11 protein-coding genes and 1 pseudogene are annotated in these 14,843 nt (G+C 69.5%); 5 read left to right on the top strand and 7 right to left on the bottom strand.

Annotated features, from left to right (window positions below; all coding sequences use genetic code 11):
• Positions 1-115 precede the first annotated feature (115 nt).
• Positions 116-481, top strand: a complete 366-nt coding sequence (locus tag ACH45E_RS45350) for a hypothetical protein (protein WP_361457537.1) — start codon at positions 116-118, stop codon at positions 479-481.
• Between the two features lie 499 nt (positions 482-980).
• On the opposite strand, the gene ACH45E_RS45345 is transcribed toward ACH45E_RS45350, so the two are convergent.
• Positions 981-1,403 (bottom strand): hypothetical protein, encoded by a 423-nt coding sequence (locus ACH45E_RS45345; protein ID WP_361457534.1) that lies wholly within the window; start codon positions 1,401-1,403, stop codon positions 981-983.
• 4 nt (positions 1,404-1,407) lie between these two features.
• The gene (locus ACH45E_RS45340; RefSeq protein WP_361457531.1) at positions 1,408-3,807 is read right to left on the bottom strand and encodes a fibronectin type III domain-containing protein; all 2,400 of its coding nucleotides are present in this window, start codon (positions 3,805-3,807) and stop codon (positions 1,408-1,410) included.
• Between the two features lie 186 nt (positions 3,808-3,993).
• On the opposite strand from ACH45E_RS45340, the gene ACH45E_RS45335 reads away from it, so the two are divergent.
• Positions 3,994-4,221: a hypothetical protein gene (locus ACH45E_RS45335; RefSeq protein ID WP_361457528.1), complete on the top strand. Its 228-nt coding sequence runs from the start codon at positions 3,994-3,996 to the stop codon at positions 4,219-4,221.
• A gap of 58 nt (positions 4,222-4,279) precedes the next feature.
• On the opposite strand, the gene ACH45E_RS45330 is transcribed toward ACH45E_RS45335, so the two are convergent.
• A complete protein-coding gene (locus ACH45E_RS45330) occupies positions 4,280-7,129 on the bottom strand; it encodes a sel1 repeat family protein (RefSeq protein ID WP_361457525.1) in 2,850 nt (949 codons plus the stop codon).
• A gap of 202 nt (positions 7,130-7,331) precedes the next feature.
• Between ACH45E_RS45330 and ACH45E_RS45325 the strand changes: the two genes are divergently transcribed.
• Positions 7,332-7,514 carry a hypothetical protein gene (locus ACH45E_RS45325; RefSeq protein WP_361457522.1) on the top strand — a complete coding sequence of 61 codons (183 nt, stop codon included), beginning with the start codon at positions 7,332-7,334 and terminating at the stop codon, positions 7,512-7,514.
• Between the two features lie 405 nt (positions 7,515-7,919).
• Positions 7,920-8,810 (top strand): replication-relaxation family protein, encoded by an 891-nt coding sequence (locus ACH45E_RS45320; RefSeq protein ID WP_361457540.1) that lies wholly within the window; start codon positions 7,920-7,922, stop codon positions 8,808-8,810.
• A gap of 396 nt (positions 8,811-9,206) precedes the next feature.
• Here ACH45E_RS45320 and ACH45E_RS45315 read toward each other — a convergent pair whose 3' ends face one another.
• Positions 9,207-9,512, bottom strand: coding sequence for a hypothetical protein (locus ACH45E_RS45315; protein WP_361457519.1), 306 nt, complete (start codon positions 9,510-9,512; stop codon positions 9,207-9,209).
• A 308-nt stretch (positions 9,513-9,820) separates the two neighbouring features.
• Between ACH45E_RS45315 and ACH45E_RS45310 the strand changes: the two are divergent.
• A pseudogene (locus tag ACH45E_RS45310) lies at positions 9,821-9,925 on the top strand (short-chain dehydrogenase); the annotation flags it as partial.
• A gap of 49 nt (positions 9,926-9,974) precedes the next feature.
• On the opposite strand, the gene ACH45E_RS45305 reads toward ACH45E_RS45310, so the two are convergent.
• From ACH45E_RS45305 to ACH45E_RS45295, 3 genes are all read right to left on the bottom strand, one after another.
• Positions 9,975-11,171: a hypothetical protein gene (locus ACH45E_RS45305; protein ID WP_361457516.1), complete on the bottom strand. Its 1,197-nt coding sequence runs from the start codon at positions 11,169-11,171 to the stop codon at positions 9,975-9,977.
• 1,527 nt (positions 11,172-12,698) lie between these two features.
• A complete protein-coding gene (locus ACH45E_RS45300; RefSeq protein WP_361457513.1) occupies positions 12,699-13,457 on the bottom strand; it encodes an SDR family oxidoreductase in 759 nt (252 codons plus the stop codon).
• Positions 13,458-13,482: 25 nt separating this feature from the next.
• Complete coding sequence (locus tag ACH45E_RS45295) at positions 13,483-14,829, bottom strand: MFS transporter (protein WP_361457510.1); 1,347 nt, start codon at positions 14,827-14,829, stop codon at positions 13,483-13,485.
• Between the last annotated feature and the right edge of the window lie 14 nt (positions 14,830-14,843).

Here is a 14,843-nt window from a genome sequence, read left to right as displayed (position 1 = left end):
GGCGAGGCTTCTTCTTCCCCATGCTCTCCATGATGGACATCCTCCCGGGGCTGAACCCCTGATCTCGGATGTCCGCCAAAGCGGATCAAGCCCACCAGAGCTCCGGTTTCCGGAGGTGGTGTGCACGATCGAGCGCACCCATTACTACGACCAGCAGTCCATCGAGGCGTTCTGGGCGGCCTGGCGGGAGGACGTCGGCACTGGCCGTCTCCAGGCTGCTGGACGGCGCCCCGGGGACGGCCGGGGCAATCAGGGAGGCGGTGGCCGCGCCCAGCGCGACCGGGCCGTGGCCACCGCCCTCGAGGAGCTCCGGAAGGCCGGCGGATACCGGCGTGGCATCGCCGCCCAGTTGGCGCGCGAGCACGGCGGCCATGAGCGCAGCTGGCAGCGGGCGGTGACCGAGGCCCGCGCCGTGTACGAGCGCGGCCAGGACCAGGACGACACGGAGCCGGCCCCGCAGGCAGCCAAGCCCTCGTCTTGACGTCTGCCGCGCAGCTGCGCCCGGCTCGCGGCCTGTCCTCCTGGCGCGCCGACTCGTCGGGCGCTGAGCGCGGAGGCCCCGCCGACGCGCAACACCCCTTGAGGGCCGCCCCGATCCCCCGGCCGCTCCACCACACCACACCACGCCCGCCCTCCCCTTTTTCCTGGGTGGGGTCGTTGTGGGGGTGCAGAGGGGGATGTCGGCTTACCCGACCACGGCTGAAAGGCGTGGTGACCTGGGGATACGTCGTCAGGCGCTGGATAGATGCGGACAGTTTTCGGCGGGGTGGCAGGCGGTGTTGTCGGCTGGGATATCAGATGAGACGTCAGCGGGGTTGCGGAGCACGAGCCAAGAACTGTCCGCAGTCCCGGCCTGCATATCCCCCGCATGCTCGGGCGCCCGGCCTAGCCAGCGGCTCCTGCTCCAGTAACGCTCCGCGACCGCTACCCAAGATCTGTGCCAGAACCGGAGGGCAGGTGTCTGCTGTGAAAGGCGCGCATCAGGAGCCGAAGCGTTGATGGAATTCGTCGGCCACGGCGCCGCCTGCCACCTCCACCAAGTGGAGTACCACCGGGTGGATCACCAGTCCCGCCACTGCTTCTGTGAGCGCGGGCAGATGGCGGCTGAACCAGCGACGGACATACGCCATCGTGGACGGAGCGTCGGCGTCGGGGGCGGTGACGGACTCCTCCAGTTCGTCGAGCAGTTCCCGCGCCCGGTCGGCGTCTGCGGCGTCCTGCGGTACGAGCGCGCGCACGCGGACGAACTCAGCGCGTAGCTCGGCCAGTTCGCGTTCGGTGACCGGGGTGGTCACGGGCGAAGTCACCTCGAGGCGGGTCACGGTGTTGTCCCGGCCGACGACTAGTTGTCCGGAGACGTCGTCGGCGTGCACGTTGTAGCGGTCGCCTTGGCTGTCAGTCATGTCTCTAACCACCGTTTGAGGGTGTCGTGGCACACGTGTAGTACGGAGATTCGAGCGGGGCCCAGTCCGACACTCCGGCACTGTTAACGGCGCGGACTCTAAAGCACATGTACGTGCCCGGGGCCAGGCCCGCCCAGGTGTACGTGTTCCGGCCGCCGGGAACCGTCTGTGAGGTCTCACCGTTATTGATCTCGATCTCGGTCGGATTGCCGGGGACATACTCCCATGAGACGAATATGGAGGTCGTGTTCTCAGGATAGGAATTGACATTGGTTGGCGCCCCGGGAGGGGCCTCGGCGGAGGTTCCCGTCACCTGCAGCGTCAGGGATTCACGTCGTGAGTCGTCGAGCATGGTGACCCGTGCGGTGTATGTCTGGCCCGGGTCCTGAGGTGTGAAGACCACATCGAATTCGCAGGCCCCGGACTGGCCCGGTGGCGGACAGGAATTCGGCTCCACTCTCCAGTTCGTCTCGTCGTCGACGGCCAGAGTGTTCTTGTCGCCGCAGCCCGAGACCGCGGCGAATTCCATGTGCCGGGTTTCCTCCTTCCCGGCCGCCACCGGGCCGAACGTCTCGGTCTCCATCGAAACGGCTGTGCATGCGCTGGGGCTGTCATCGGGCCTCTTTGAGGGAGGTCCGGAGACTTTGTTTGAGGGAGGTCCGGAGACTTTGTTCGTCGCCTCACGAGACCGGGACGGATAGGGTCGCTGCCCCAAGGACGAGGCTGACTGAGGCGGGGTGAAAACGGTCGCTTGTGATGACGCAGCGGGCGCGGCCGTCGGCTGCTCACCGCCGCCGCCTACGAGGCCCGCTGTGAAGATGCCTCCGGCCACCAGGGCCGCTACCCCGACGCCGATCGCCGTCGGGCTGGTGGCGATCGCGGCTACGCCTGATTTGGCGGCACCCGACGCGGCCACGCCCGATTTGGCCGTGGCGCCGTGCAGAGCACCCTGGCCGAGCACCGCCGCGGCCCCGGCCGTGACGCCGGCCGTCATCCCGGCTGCCAGTCCCAGTCCGCGCCTGCGAACCTGCTCCTCGCGCGAGAAGTACGCCACATCTTCGGCCGATCCCAGTGCGCGGGCCGCTTCCAGGCCGAACTCCAGAACCTGCCGCCAGGCGCCCCAGCGCAGCGTACGGGCGAACACCGGCGCCGTGGCCCGCGCCAGGTCCCGTACGGCCGCGTGGTCACCCGCCCGGGACGCTGCCGCGAGGACGTGGCAGATCGCGGGGGCTTCGCCGGCCACATCGCGCCGGGCGGTGGTGGTCTGTATCCAGTCCACCAGCGGCCTCGCGAACTCCGCCGCACCGCGCACGGTCCCGGCCCGCTCAGCAACCAGCGCGGCGAACCGTCCCACGACGCGGTAGCCCGTGCTGTCACATGCAACGAGGGCCAGCGACTCCAGCTCCGTGACGGCGCCGCGGTCCATGCCGCCTGCGAGCACAGTGAGCAGGGCCGCGGAGAGGGAAAACGGCTCGAAGGCGCGAAGGAGACGCAGGAGCTTGCCCGCTTCATCGCTCAGTCGGCCGGCGAGCCCGACCGCGAGCACCGACTCATGCACGTCAAAGCCCGTGCCAGCGGGACCCGCCCCAGATTCAGGCTCTTCACCCGGGTCCGCCGTGGTCACCGCAGTGCCGCGTTCGGCGGCGGCAATGGCACTGGCGGCCTGGACAAGCGTCAGCGGGTGCCCCTGGACGGTGGTGATCAGACCTCTGGCCGCGTCCAGTTCACCGCCGCGCAGCGGGCGGCCGAGTTCCCGGGCGAAAAGCGCGAGTGCGTGCTCTTCGGCGAGTCCGTTGAGGCGCAACGCTCTCGCCTCGTCCCAGGCGATGTGCTCTGCACAGGCCACCACCACCTCGCACCCCGGAGCGGTATCAACGAGGGCGACCAAATCCTCAGGGCCGCCCTGGAAGTCATCGACGACGAGGAGAGCACGGACCGCCCCCATCAACCGCCGCACTCTGGCCCGGTCGGGCTTGTAATCCTCGGTCTCGAAACAGGCGTGGAAGAGATCCTGAACGACATCCTCAACGGGCAGTCCGGCGGCCGGGAGGTAGATCACATCGCCGCCGCCGGGTCTCGCGGCGCGGTCCGCCGCCACGCGCCGCAACAGCGCGGACTTGCCGACTCCCGGCGGCCCGTATACCTGCACCGGGTGTCCCTCAGCCAACCAGTCGTCGAACCGGGCCAATTCGTGCTCGCGCCCGAGCAGTGCGGGAATACGACGGGGCAGAGCCCGGCCCACGGGCCGACCGCGCCGTTCAACCTGCGGGGGCCCTTCGGGGCGCACCATGACGGAGGAGCCCCGTGCGGCGTTGACGACGACGTTCTGGACGACGTTCCGACTGCCGACGACCACCTGCCCGTCGACATCTCCGTGTACGTGGACGTTGTTCGTACTTGTCATTGGACTGTTCCCCCGCGGCGCCCGCACTACCCCCGGGGAAAGGTCTAGCACTTCAAATCAGGTGACTGTGTCTCAAGTTTCGCTACTACTCAAAATATGGCTCTCCTGCCGTATGTGTGGGTCACTCTGTTGCGGGTTGGCGTCCGGGAGGATTGTCACATTGGCCGAGCAGCTTGAAAGATCTTCGTGTTGATCTTGCTGGGGAGGCTTCATGTCGGTGAGTCGCCGCAATACAAGGGCCGCCACTACCCGGCCGAGATCATCGCGCACCGCCTGCTCCTGCAGCAGCGGCAAGCCAGTGCCCGCTCCGGCACACAGAATGGCGAAGAGTCGGTGTCTGTGCCTGCCCCGAAGCCGGTCACGAAGGAACTCACCCCGGCCCAGGACACGAAGGTCCCCAGCAGATCAGAATGACGCCGGGAGCGAGGATGGCCCGGCGGCCCCGTCCAGGCTGATAGCGCGGAGTGGACTTCTACGGTGAGCCGCTGGCAGCCGTGCGCGGTTCTGGCCATAGCCATGGCCCAGCAGCCGCTTCGTCTGCTTCAAGGCCGTAGCGCCAATACTTCTGCCTCGTCAGCCGTGTCAGGGCGGAGGCGTGTCCGGCGTCGGCGGCGGCGCGGTACAGCCGTTCGGCTCCCTCCTGGTCCCCGGCCTCCTCCCGCATGTACGCCAGCCGCGCCCAGGCGGAGGCGTTTCCGGCGTCGGCGGCGGCGCGGACAAGCCGTTCAGCCTCCTCCTGGTCCCCGGCCTCCTCCCGCATGTACGCCAGCCGCATCAGGGCATCAGTGTGTCCGGCGTCGACGACGATGCGGTACAGCCGTTCGACCTCCTTCTGGCCGCCGCTTTTCTCCAGCATGCCCGCCAGATGTGTCAGGACGGAGGTATGTCCGGCGTCGACGGCTTGGCGGGCAAGCCGTTCGAGTTCCTCCTGGTCTCCAGCCTCCCGCATGTCTGCCAGTCGCCTCCACGCGTAGGTGACTCCGGCGTCAGCAGCGGCGCGATACAACCGTCTGGCCTCCTCCTGGTCCCCGGACTCCTCCCGCTTCTCTGCCAGCTCCGTCATGGCGTAGATGTTTCCGGCGTCGACGGCGGCGCGGTACAGCCGTTCGGCTGCCTCCTGGTCCCCGGCCTCCTCCCGCATGTGCGCCAGCCGCACCCAGGCGTAGGTGTCTCCGGCGTCGATGGCCGCGCGGTACAGCCGTTCGGCTCCCTCCTGGTCCCCGGCCTCCTCCCGCTTCTCTGCCAGCTCCGTCAGCGCATCGGTGTGTCCGGCGTCGACGGCTTGGCGGGCAAGCCGTTCGGCCTCCTCCTGGTCCCCGGCTTTCTCCCGCATGCCTGCCAGCCGTATCAGGACGTGGGTGTATCCGGCGTCGACGGCGGCGCGGTACATCCGTTCGGCTGCCTCCTGGTCCCCGCCCTTCTTCCGCATGTCCGCCAGCCGCAGCAGGGCGTAGGCGTCTCCGGCGTCGGCAACAATGTGGTACAGCCGTTCGGCTGCCTCCTGGTCCCCGGCCTCCTCCCGCATGTACGCCCGCTCCACCAGGGCAATGGTGTGTCCGGCGTCGGCGGCAGCGCGATACAGGTGCGCGGCCTCCCCCGAGGCCCCGGCCTCCTCCCGCATGTCCGCCAGCCACACCCAGGCGGAGGCGTTTCCGGCGTCGGCGGCGGCGCGGACAAGCCGTTCAGCCTCCTCCTGGTCCCCAGCCTCCTCTCGCATGTACGCCAGCCGCATCAGGGCATCGGTGTGTCCGGCGTCGGCGGCGGCGCGATACAGGTGCGCGGCGTGGCGGAGGCGGTAACGGCTGCGGGCGGCGTCGGCGAGGTGGGTGAGGTCGTCTGAGCTAGCGAGGTGGTGGGTAGCGGCGTCCCAGAATGCGGCGGGTGGGCAGAAGAGCCGGCGGGTGCGGCGGCCGTGCTGCTGGAGGTAGTCCGCGAGACTGACGACGCCGGGCAGTGCACCCATCCCGGAGGAGCGGGGCACGTCCTGCAGTGGCCTGATGGTCTGTTTGATCAGGGTTTGGGCGTGGGTGAGGGCGCCAGTGAACCAGGTGTCGGGGTCGGCGGCGGCGCGCTCGTTGCCGGTGAGATAACCGGGCGCCGCATCGTGAAGAAAGGCCAGCGGCAGCGGTCTCGTGATGCCGAGGCGGTGGGCGTCCATGGCCGCGCTGACCAGCGCCTTGCCGTAGACACTGTGCGGGCCGTCGGGGTGTTCGTAGCGGGCCACCAGGTCCGGTCCGGCGGCCAGGACCTGGGTAACGTCGCTTCCTCCGGCTTCCAGGGCGGCGGCCAGGGATCCGTCGTGAGCGGCAGCGTGGCGGACAGCGTCCAAGTGTTCGGCAAAGGAGGTCGGAAGGTGGACGTAGTGGGCCTGGGCCAGCAGCGCCCGGGCCTGCCGGTGGGGGTCGTCCTTGCTGGAGGTGGGAGAGATGGTGAGGGTCTTGTCGTGTTCGGGCCACAAGGTGGCGAGCGCGATGAACGGGCCGTCCGTGTCGAGGCGGCGCAGCAGTGCGGTTGCGACGGCCTCGCCGGCGGAGCCGTCCAGGTAGTGCTGGGCTTCGTTCAGCCACAGCACGGTGCGCGGGCCGAGGACATCCGCGGCCAGCATGGCCACGATGCTGTCGGCGTCCGTGGGGAAGAGCAGCTGGAAGTCGTCCGGTACCGCCTTGAGGGCCTCAGTAGCAGTGCGCGTCTTGCCAGTGCACGACTCCCCACGCACCACCACCAGCAGCGACGCGCGCTCGGCCACCGCTGCGGCCAGACGTGCGTGCAAGCGGTCGTCGTGGGGGCGAGGGACGTAGGTGGGCAGCACGAAGTCGGCGCCGGCCGGGGTGGCGGGCTGCCCGGGAATGGCCGGGTGTACCCCGAGCCGCTTCGCGGTCCAGGACCGTACCGGGCGGGGATGGTCCGCCAGCGCCGCCTGACGCGCCCGCCACTCCTCGTCCTGCAAAGCCCTGCGGGCCTGCTGGCGTTCCACACCCTCCTGGTTCAACCGTGTCCGGCGCTCCTGCTCGGCCCTCCACGCCCGGCCCCAGCGGTCCCCGGCCAGTAACTCGGCAACACTCTCGTCCGAGAACCCATCGGCCGGGGAGTCCAGGACACCTTGACGGGCCGCCTCGAGCCTGATCTCCCCCAGGACGGCCCGCAGCGGCTCCAGCCGCTGCGGGAAGCGTTCCCCACGCAGCCACGCGCCGACCGTGTCCCGGGACAACCGCAGTTGCGGGACCTTGGACAGCGCATTGTCCGAGGGCTTGCCGCCCAGCTGATCCCGCTTGAGCGCGCCCACCCTCCGCAGGTCCTCGAAGAAATCCGGCGTCCTGCTCATCCCTGCCCCGTACGTGCCGGTGTCCGGCAGCGTCCGTTCAGGACACCACCGGACACTGAAATCCCCGGGCCCGCTACCAGCAGCCCAGCAGCGGACCTGCCCAACTCTGCTGCAGACAGCGGCAGGACACGCCCCCGGACAGCCAGCCTCACTCCCATCTGGTCCGCATAACGGAGGGGACCACTCATCCAAGGAGACCGCGATGTCTACGCTCCAGATGCTGATGCTGCTTCTGGCGCTGTCGGGGGCCCTGCACATCGGCTGCGCCGCCGCCTTCGCCGCCTGGCGCGCCGGCACCCACCCCGCCACAGCCCTCCTGATCGGCGGCAGCGCCACCAGCACCGCTTGTGCCCTGTACCTGACAGCCGTTAGCGCCTACCACTGAGCAGTCCGGAGCACCTCCCCCAACCGCGGCCTTCCTGCATTCCCCAAAGACTGGGCCGCCTGTCAAGGAGGGCCACCAGCGCCGCACTCCGCCGACCGGAAAGCGGGTGCCTCCCGCTCTCGCGTACATCGGGTATTCGCGCGAGCATGCGACTCCCGACCTCCTGCGGAAACGACGTCACAACTCGTGTACCTAGCCAGGCGTCAGACGACCGGTAGGTGCGGACAGCTGTCGGCGGGCATGTCGGAAGCGTTCCCGGCGTGGTCGGGGGCGGGGTTATCGCATCGTGCCTCTGGTCGGGCCTTTGTGGTCGGCCGTCTGGTCGGGGTCGGTTGCTGGCCTGGACGGTATGCGCGGCGCCGGATAAGACCGGCGCCGCACCGTACTGGAAGGGCTGCAGTGGCGATGCTGAACGTGGACGTGGGCGGTGGGGACCGGCTGGCGCTGGCCGTACTGGTGCAGTACCGGATGGCGACGACGGAGCAGATGCACCTGGTGATCGCGCCGGGGGTGCGGATCGAGCAGACGCGGCGCCGTCTGGCCAAGCTGCGCGGCGAGGGGCTCATCGACCGCGTCACCCTGCCGCAGGCCGGCCGGACCCGGGTGTGGTTCGCCACCCAGTACGGCGTGGACGTCGCCTTGGAGTGGCCCGAGCTGCGCCAGCGGCGGCCGCCGAAGCTGATCGCGGACCGCACCGCGGCCCGGCTGCGGGCCGGGCATGCGCTGACCGTGACGGAGACCGGGCTCGCCTTCCTGCAGGACGCCCGCCGCCGCGGCGACGAATGCCGGCCGCTGGACTGGATCCCCGAAGTCCACCACCCCCTCGGCAGCGGCGAGGCCGTCATCCCGGACGCCCTGTCGTACTACCGCACCCGCGACGACGGCGGGTCGATGCTGCGGGCCTTCGTCGAAGTCGACCGGGCCACCATGGGACCGGAACGTCTGGCCGCGAAACTCACCTCCTACGCCCGCCTCCACGACTACATACCCGCACCCCTGCCCGGACGCCCAAGGCCGACCGCCGGACAACAGCTTCCAGAAGAGGACTGGCGGCGCCGCTACCCGCTGTTCCCGCGGCTGCTGTTCGTCCTGGACGGCACCGGCCCCACCGGCATCGAGACACGTATCCGCGCCCTGCGCGCAGCCGCCTCGGAACCGGCACTGTCCAGCTTCCTGCACCACGTTCCCGTCCTGGCAACGCCCCTGGTCGACCTGCTCCGCAACGGCCCCTCCGCACCCGTATGGCGCCCCATCCACGACCCCGACCAACGCGTCCCCTGGAGCCAGTCCCGGTAGCCGTAGGCACCCTGCGCAACCGCTGCGCACCAACCACCGCGCAGCGACTGCGCACCCCCACACCGCCCATACGGCGATGCGCACCACCCGACCACGAGACCGACCATGAGACCCGGCACCCCTGACCATGGCCCCGACCACAGCAGGTCACAGCGTTGCGCAGCCGCTGCGCAATCACGTCGCCGATTACGCAGCCGGGACTCGGTGACGGTGGACGGTGCGCAATTGCTGTCCGGCGGGTGATGCGCAGCTATCGCTGCTAGGGACACGTGGGCGCAGCCCGGCTGTCCTCGAATGCGCACGGGCCGCCGCTGACTGCCGTGTGCTGACGGGGGGCTAGCAAAACCAGACCCCCGGCCGCTGGCCAGAGCGCACAGCCCCGGGGCGCGCGGGCGCCTACGGCGTGACCACGTGCCAGAGACCGTTGTAGTTGTCGCTGTTCTTGTCCCCTGGATTGACGTCCTTGGAGAAGAAGTACAGCGGCTTGCCGTTGTAGCACCACTGCGGCGTGCCGTCGTCGCGCTTCACCAGCGAGTAGCGGCCTTCCGGGGCGTCAGTCGCGCTTGCCTTGTACGGCGGCCACATGTCCGCGCACAGGCCGGTACACGCGCTGGTGCCGGGCCTGTCCTTGTCGAACGTGTACAGCGTCATCCCGTTGTCAGCGACCAGGAAACCCTCGTCGGAAACTCTCGCGACACTCATCCCTATCTCCTCATCACATCGAATCCGATGCCGGTGGCCTGCCGTTGTCCGGCGTGAGACCGATCACGACCTGTACGGATCGGTTACTCGCCGCCCGATCCCTGGCCTCCGGACGGGATGGCTCCTCGGGTGCCGGCTACAGCCTGACCGGCGTCACCGAGCCGCCGAAGAAGTTGGCGACGTACCCGCTGGCCGTGCCCGAGACGGCGGGCGCCTGGTACCGGCGCTGGCACCTGGTCGCCGTGGACGGCGCCACGCTGGACCTGGCGGACACCCAGGCCAACGACGCGCACTCGATCGAGGACACGCAGACCGTCGAGGAGGGTGCCGAAATCATCGTGCGGATGGCCCAGTCGGGGCCGGACGGCCCGATCGGCGGCTACTTCGGGGCGGCGGGCCCTCTGCCCCGGTAGGTGGCGAACTGCCCGGGGTCCGACCCGCGTGGCGGACGGGTGGGAGGGGCTACGGCCGCCAGATCACCGCGGTGCGCGTGGAGCTTCCCGGTGTCGGGAAGGTGATCCGGACGCCGACGGCCACGCCAGCGTTGTTGATGGACGTGGCGTAGGAGTTGCTGCCGTCCGGTGTCACGTTCAGTTCGGTCAGGCTCCCGTCGGCCTCGTAGCGGAGGGCGAAGCGGTGCTGATCGGACGGGACCTTGACCCCGGTGTACCCGACGGAGACACCGACGTCGTTGACGGCGACGGCCGTGGTGTACTCGTACGCGGAGCCGATCGCCGTGGCGGTGCCGTCGGGGCTCCAACTCGTGGCGGTGTAGTCGATGTTGTCCGCTCCGAGCTGCCAACCGACGACGGTGCCCGAAGCGTTGATGGCGTTCGCGTTGGAGTGCGGGCCCAGGTCCGTGACGGTGCCGTTGGCGCCCCAGGTCACGGAGCGGGACTGGTTCCTCGTGCCACCGGTCGGCACGGCCCCCCGCGCGAGCACGGTGCCAGCGTCGTTGATCTGGACGACCCATGCGGTGGAGTAGGCCGAGGTCGGGTCGAGCGGGACGGGAGTGCCGTCCGGGTTCCACTTCACGGGGTGATAGGCGTTGTAGTCCGAGAAAGACACACCGGCGACCGCGCCCGAGCTGTTGACCGAGAGGGCGAAGGTGAGGGTGTCACCCTTGAGCGGAGCGAGCTGGACGGCCTGTCCGTCCGGGCGCCACTTCGCTGCGTGGTAGGTCCCGCCGAGCGCGGACTCTCCCACCGCGATACCGGTGCGGCTCATCGCGCGGAAGACGGTCCAGGTGTCGCCGGGCAGCGGCTGCAGTTGGGTGACCGTGCCGTCGGGCGCCCAGCGCACCGTGTGGCTCCCCGACCAGCCGGCGGCGGTGCCGTCGTCGCTGACGGCCTCGACATAGCCCATCGGGTCCCCGGGCAGCAGCGGGAGTGTCGTGGGGCTGAGGTCCGGGTTCCAACGGGTCGGAGACATCTGGTTGTTGGGACCGTCGGTGTAGCCGACGATCACCCCGTTGTCGTTGATTGCGGCGGGGTAGCTCGAGGTGGCGCCGGGCGGGAGGGGCAGGTCGGCGGCCGCGTTGGCCGTCGGGCCGGTGTCGGCCGACGCGCTGCCGGCCGTGGCCAGCGTGAGGGTACAAACGGTGGCCAGGGTGATGGTGGCGGCGCCCGCGGACCGCAGGGCTCTGATGCCGATGCTCATGACGCGAATTCCTCGTCTCGTGGACTTCTTCGGAATGGCACTGTGGTGGTGCTGTGTCACGTCGCGCACGGAAAGTTCCCGTGGGCAACACTGCTCGCCGCACAGGAACTTCACTCAGTCTTCACGACGTCGGGCGCGGCCGCAGCGGAATGCCGGAGTCGAACTCGTCTGTGCCAGGATCGGTTGCCGTGACGAGCGACCTTTGGCAGGCCTGGACGATGTGCCCTGGGCCCAACTACGGGGACCTGGACAACGGGCGTGGCGCGGATCTGCCCACGACAACTCCACCGGACTGCTCCTCACGCTCAAGAGGGAACGGTCCAGTCATAGCCACGGACGCCGCTTTTCAGGCGACGATCTCACTCGTCCGTGCCACGGCGTGGCCGTGTTCGGGGTGCCGGTCAGCACGGCCGTCCTCACCAACCCCCTGCCGCACCTGCGTCCTTCAGTGAATCGCCTCTGAGCATCGACCGACTCGTACCGTTCGCGGGGGAGGCGTTCAAGTGAGGCGAGTCATCCATCCGCTCATTGAGGCACTGGCGCACAGGGGGCGCCGCCCACCCCGAGCGCACGTCGAAGCTGCCCCACACGATGGCGCCCGCATATCCGGATGGCCCCAGATCTCGCGGTGACTGCGACCCTGAGCATCTCGTCCGGGAAAGAGGACTGTTGTCTGTCGCGCCTTGGTGGCAGCATCGCTCATTGGACGAGACGGATGGGCTTCGGGGCACGGTACCGGGTGCGTAGCGCTTCCTGGACGATCGTCTCGACCTCACCAGACAGGCGCCCGCCGCCGCGGCCTCCGCTGGAACGGCCAGGCAGCAGGTCCGACACCCCCCCTCACCGGCGCGCCACCGCCCAAGCAGGACATACACCTGACGCCGGGAGACCCCCAGCCGCTCGGCGGCCTCATCCGCCTCGGCCAGCCCCACTGTGTCCTTCACCGCGAGCGGCCCGATCACCTCGGCCTGCCGCACCGCGGTCTCCCACATCTGGGTCGGCGCGGTCAGCACCCCGCGCTCGGCCACCGGCTCCTCTGCCATCCGGATGCCTCCGTCACGCACGCGACTACGGACAACTCGACCGTAACGCAGGAAAGTTCGGCCCGTCCGGCGCGTTCGCAGTTCCCTGCACGCGACAGAGAATCACCAGCTCAGCTGTGCACGCGACTTCGGAAACCGACACCGGCACCCCGTGATTGATCTTGCTCGCGCAAAGGACCGTTTGTGAGAGTCACGGGGCGTGCGGCTCTGCCCCTTTCCTGTGGTCGGGGAAGATCACCACGAGGCGGTCGACGGTGTCGCGGCCATCTCTTCGAACTTCGCATTAAGGAGCCCCGCCCTCGGCGACCGCGTCGTGCGTGCCGCCGAGGGGCTGGTTGCGGTAGGCGCCGCGCTTGACCGACCACAACCGCGCCACATCGCGACCGGCACCACCGCGTCCTCCGACCGGACTCGGGCCAGCCAGTCGTTCGCTGCCGCGACGAGTTCCTTGCTGGGAAAGGGTGACGCCGAAGCCTACGAACCGTCAGGCCGAGGATCCACTGTCGATGACCAGGTCGGCGCCGACCACCGCGCCGGCTGCGGGTGAGGCGAGATAGAGCACCGCGGCCGCTACTTCTTCGGCTTCCGCGACCCGGCCGAGCGGGTTTTGTGTCTTCACTCGCTCGGCACGGTCGGCCTCGGTCTCACCGGGCCGCAGCGACATGGGGGCAGCGGAGGCGCCGGGGCTGACCGCGTTGATGCGGATCCCCTGGTGGATGTAGTCGAGAGCGGCGGCGCGGGTGAGCGCGGAGACCGCTGCCTTTGAGGTGATGTACGCAGCAAGGTTCGGGATGCGCAGGTGTGCGCCCAGGTTGGAGGAGATATTGACGATGGCGCCGCCACCGTTTCCCTTCATGTGCGCGATCTCGTGCTTCATGGCCAGCCAGACACCGGTGACATTGGTTCGCAGTACCGCGTCCCAGTCCTCCTCGCTCACCTCACCGACCGGTACAGTGCCGCGGAGTATTCCGGCGTTGTTGACCGCGATGTCCAGTCCACCGAAGCGGGTAACGCTCTCGCGTACGAGGTTCTGAAGCTGGCTGGAGTCGGTGACATCGGCGGTGACGGCGGTGGCCGTGCCGCCGGTGGCCTCGATGAGACCGACCGTCTCGTCCAGGGAGGCCGCGGTGCGTCCCGCGGCAACCACGGATGCGCCCTCGGCGGCGAAGGCGAGCGCGATTGCGCGGCCGAGGCCGGAGCCTGCGCCGGTGACGAAGACGGTCTTGCCGGTGAAGCGGTTCATTGCGGTGGCTCCCTTGAGTGATGGATTACTTGGTGCGGTGGTTCAGAAAGGCGACGGCGGCGAGAGCGGCCCCTGTTGCGGCCAGGGACGAGGCATCGCTGCCGAGCGTGAGCAGAATCGCGAACAGGACGGCCGGGCCGAATTCCATCGCGGTGTTCAGTACGCCGCCCGCGAGCCCGGTCTGCCGCTGCGGCACGCCTTCGGTGGCGAGCACGGCGGCTCCCGCGAAGGAGGCCGCTGTGCCGGCCGGCAGCAACACGAGGCCCGGCAGCAGGCCATACCCGTATGAGCTGTGTGCGTCGATCCCGGTGAGCGCGAGGAGGGCGAGCCCGGCCGCGCCGGTGGCGAGCCCGGCCGCTGTGACGGTTCGGGCCCCGTACCGGCCGATGAGCGGTCCTGCCGCCCGGCCCGAGGCGATCAGCGCAACAGCGAACGGTACGAACGCCGCCGAGGTCTGCAGCTGTGACCAGTCGCGCGCCTGCTGGAGGTGGAGCGAGAGGACCACGAAGGCCATAGCGGTTCCGCAAGCGCTGAGCGCGATCGCCGCGAGAGCGAGGATCCGCCGCCGGTCGCGCAGGAAGCCGGGCGGCAGCAGCGGGTCGCGGGCGCGGCGCTCGGCGTACCAGAACGCGGCCAGCAGCGCGGCCCCGCAGAGCAGCGGCACGAACACGCCGACCGACGACCAGGGGCGGGTATCGGTGACGATGAGCCCGTAACTGGCGAGGGTGATCCCGGCCGTGGCGAGCAGAGCACCCGCCAGGTCGAGAGTCCTGCCCCGGCTCGGCGCGGTGTCCGGCAGCAGCCGGGGCGTGAGGACGAGGGCTGCGAGGGCCACCACGAGGGGTACAGCGAAGGTCCAACGCCAGGACAGCAGCGCTGAGATGACGCCGGAAAGCAGATTACCCGCGGTCGCGCCGAGTACCGAGAGGCCGCCCCAGGTGGCCATCGCCCTGCCGTACGCGAGTGGGGAGGGGAATACGGCGCGCAGCACGGCCATGGCAGCGGGCGCGATCAGAGCCGCCCCCACGCCCTGCGCAAAGCGCGCTGCAAGCAATGTCCTCATGCCTGGGGAGAGCGGGGAGGCGGCCGAGGCGGCGGCAAAGAGGGCCAGGCCCGCGGTGAGAGCACGCCGCCCGCCATAGCGGTCCGCGAGGCGTCCGCCAAAGAGCAGCAGCCCGGCGAAGGCCAGTCCGTATGCAGCGCTGAGCAGGATCAAGTCTGCGCGCCCCAGGTCGAATTCGCGCCCTATGAGGGGCAGCGGTATGGCGAGCGCAGCGAGCGTGAAGATCAGTGTGGTCTGGACGCCACCGAGGAGGACGAAGGCGCATCGCTGCTGCATAGTGGCGACGCGGGCAGCGCCCGTGGCGGTCATGCCTTCCTCCCCGA

The organism is Streptomyces sp. NPDC020299, from assembly GCF_044387825.1.
GTDB lineage: Bacteria > Actinomycetota > Actinomycetes > Streptomycetales > Streptomycetaceae > Streptomyces.
This window is presented reverse-complemented; position numbering and strand designations above follow the sequence as displayed.

Coding starts and splice junctions, on each gene's coding strand:
- ACH45E_RS45345 (WP_361457534.1), bottom strand. CDS start 1,403: ATGACTGACAGCCAAGGCGACCGCTACAACGTGCACGCCGACGACGTC.
- ACH45E_RS45340 (WP_361457531.1), bottom strand. CDS start 3,807: ATGACAAGTACGAACAACGTCCACGTACACGGAGATGTCGACGGGCAG.
- ACH45E_RS45330 (WP_361457525.1), bottom strand. CDS start 7,129: ATGAGCAGGACGCCGGATTTCTTCGAGGACCTGCGGAGGGTGGGCGCG.
- ACH45E_RS45325 (WP_361457522.1), top strand. CDS start 7,332: ATGTCTACGCTCCAGATGCTGATGCTGCTTCTGGCGCTGTCGGGGGCC.
- ACH45E_RS45320 (WP_361457540.1), top strand. CDS start 7,920: ATGCTGAACGTGGACGTGGGCGGTGGGGACCGGCTGGCGCTGGCCGTA.
- ACH45E_RS45315 (WP_361457519.1), bottom strand. CDS start 9,512: ATGAGTGTCGCGAGAGTTTCCGACGAGGGTTTCCTGGTCGCTGACAAC.
- ACH45E_RS45305 (WP_361457516.1), bottom strand. CDS start 11,171: ATGAGCATCGGCATCAGAGCCCTGCGGTCCGCGGGCGCCGCCACCATC.
- ACH45E_RS45300 (WP_361457513.1), bottom strand. CDS start 13,457: ATGAACCGCTTCACCGGCAAGACCGTCTTCGTCACCGGCGCAGGCTCC.
- ACH45E_RS45295 (WP_361457510.1), bottom strand. CDS start 14,829: ATGACCGCCACGGGCGCTGCCCGCGTCGCCACTATGCAGCAGCGATGC.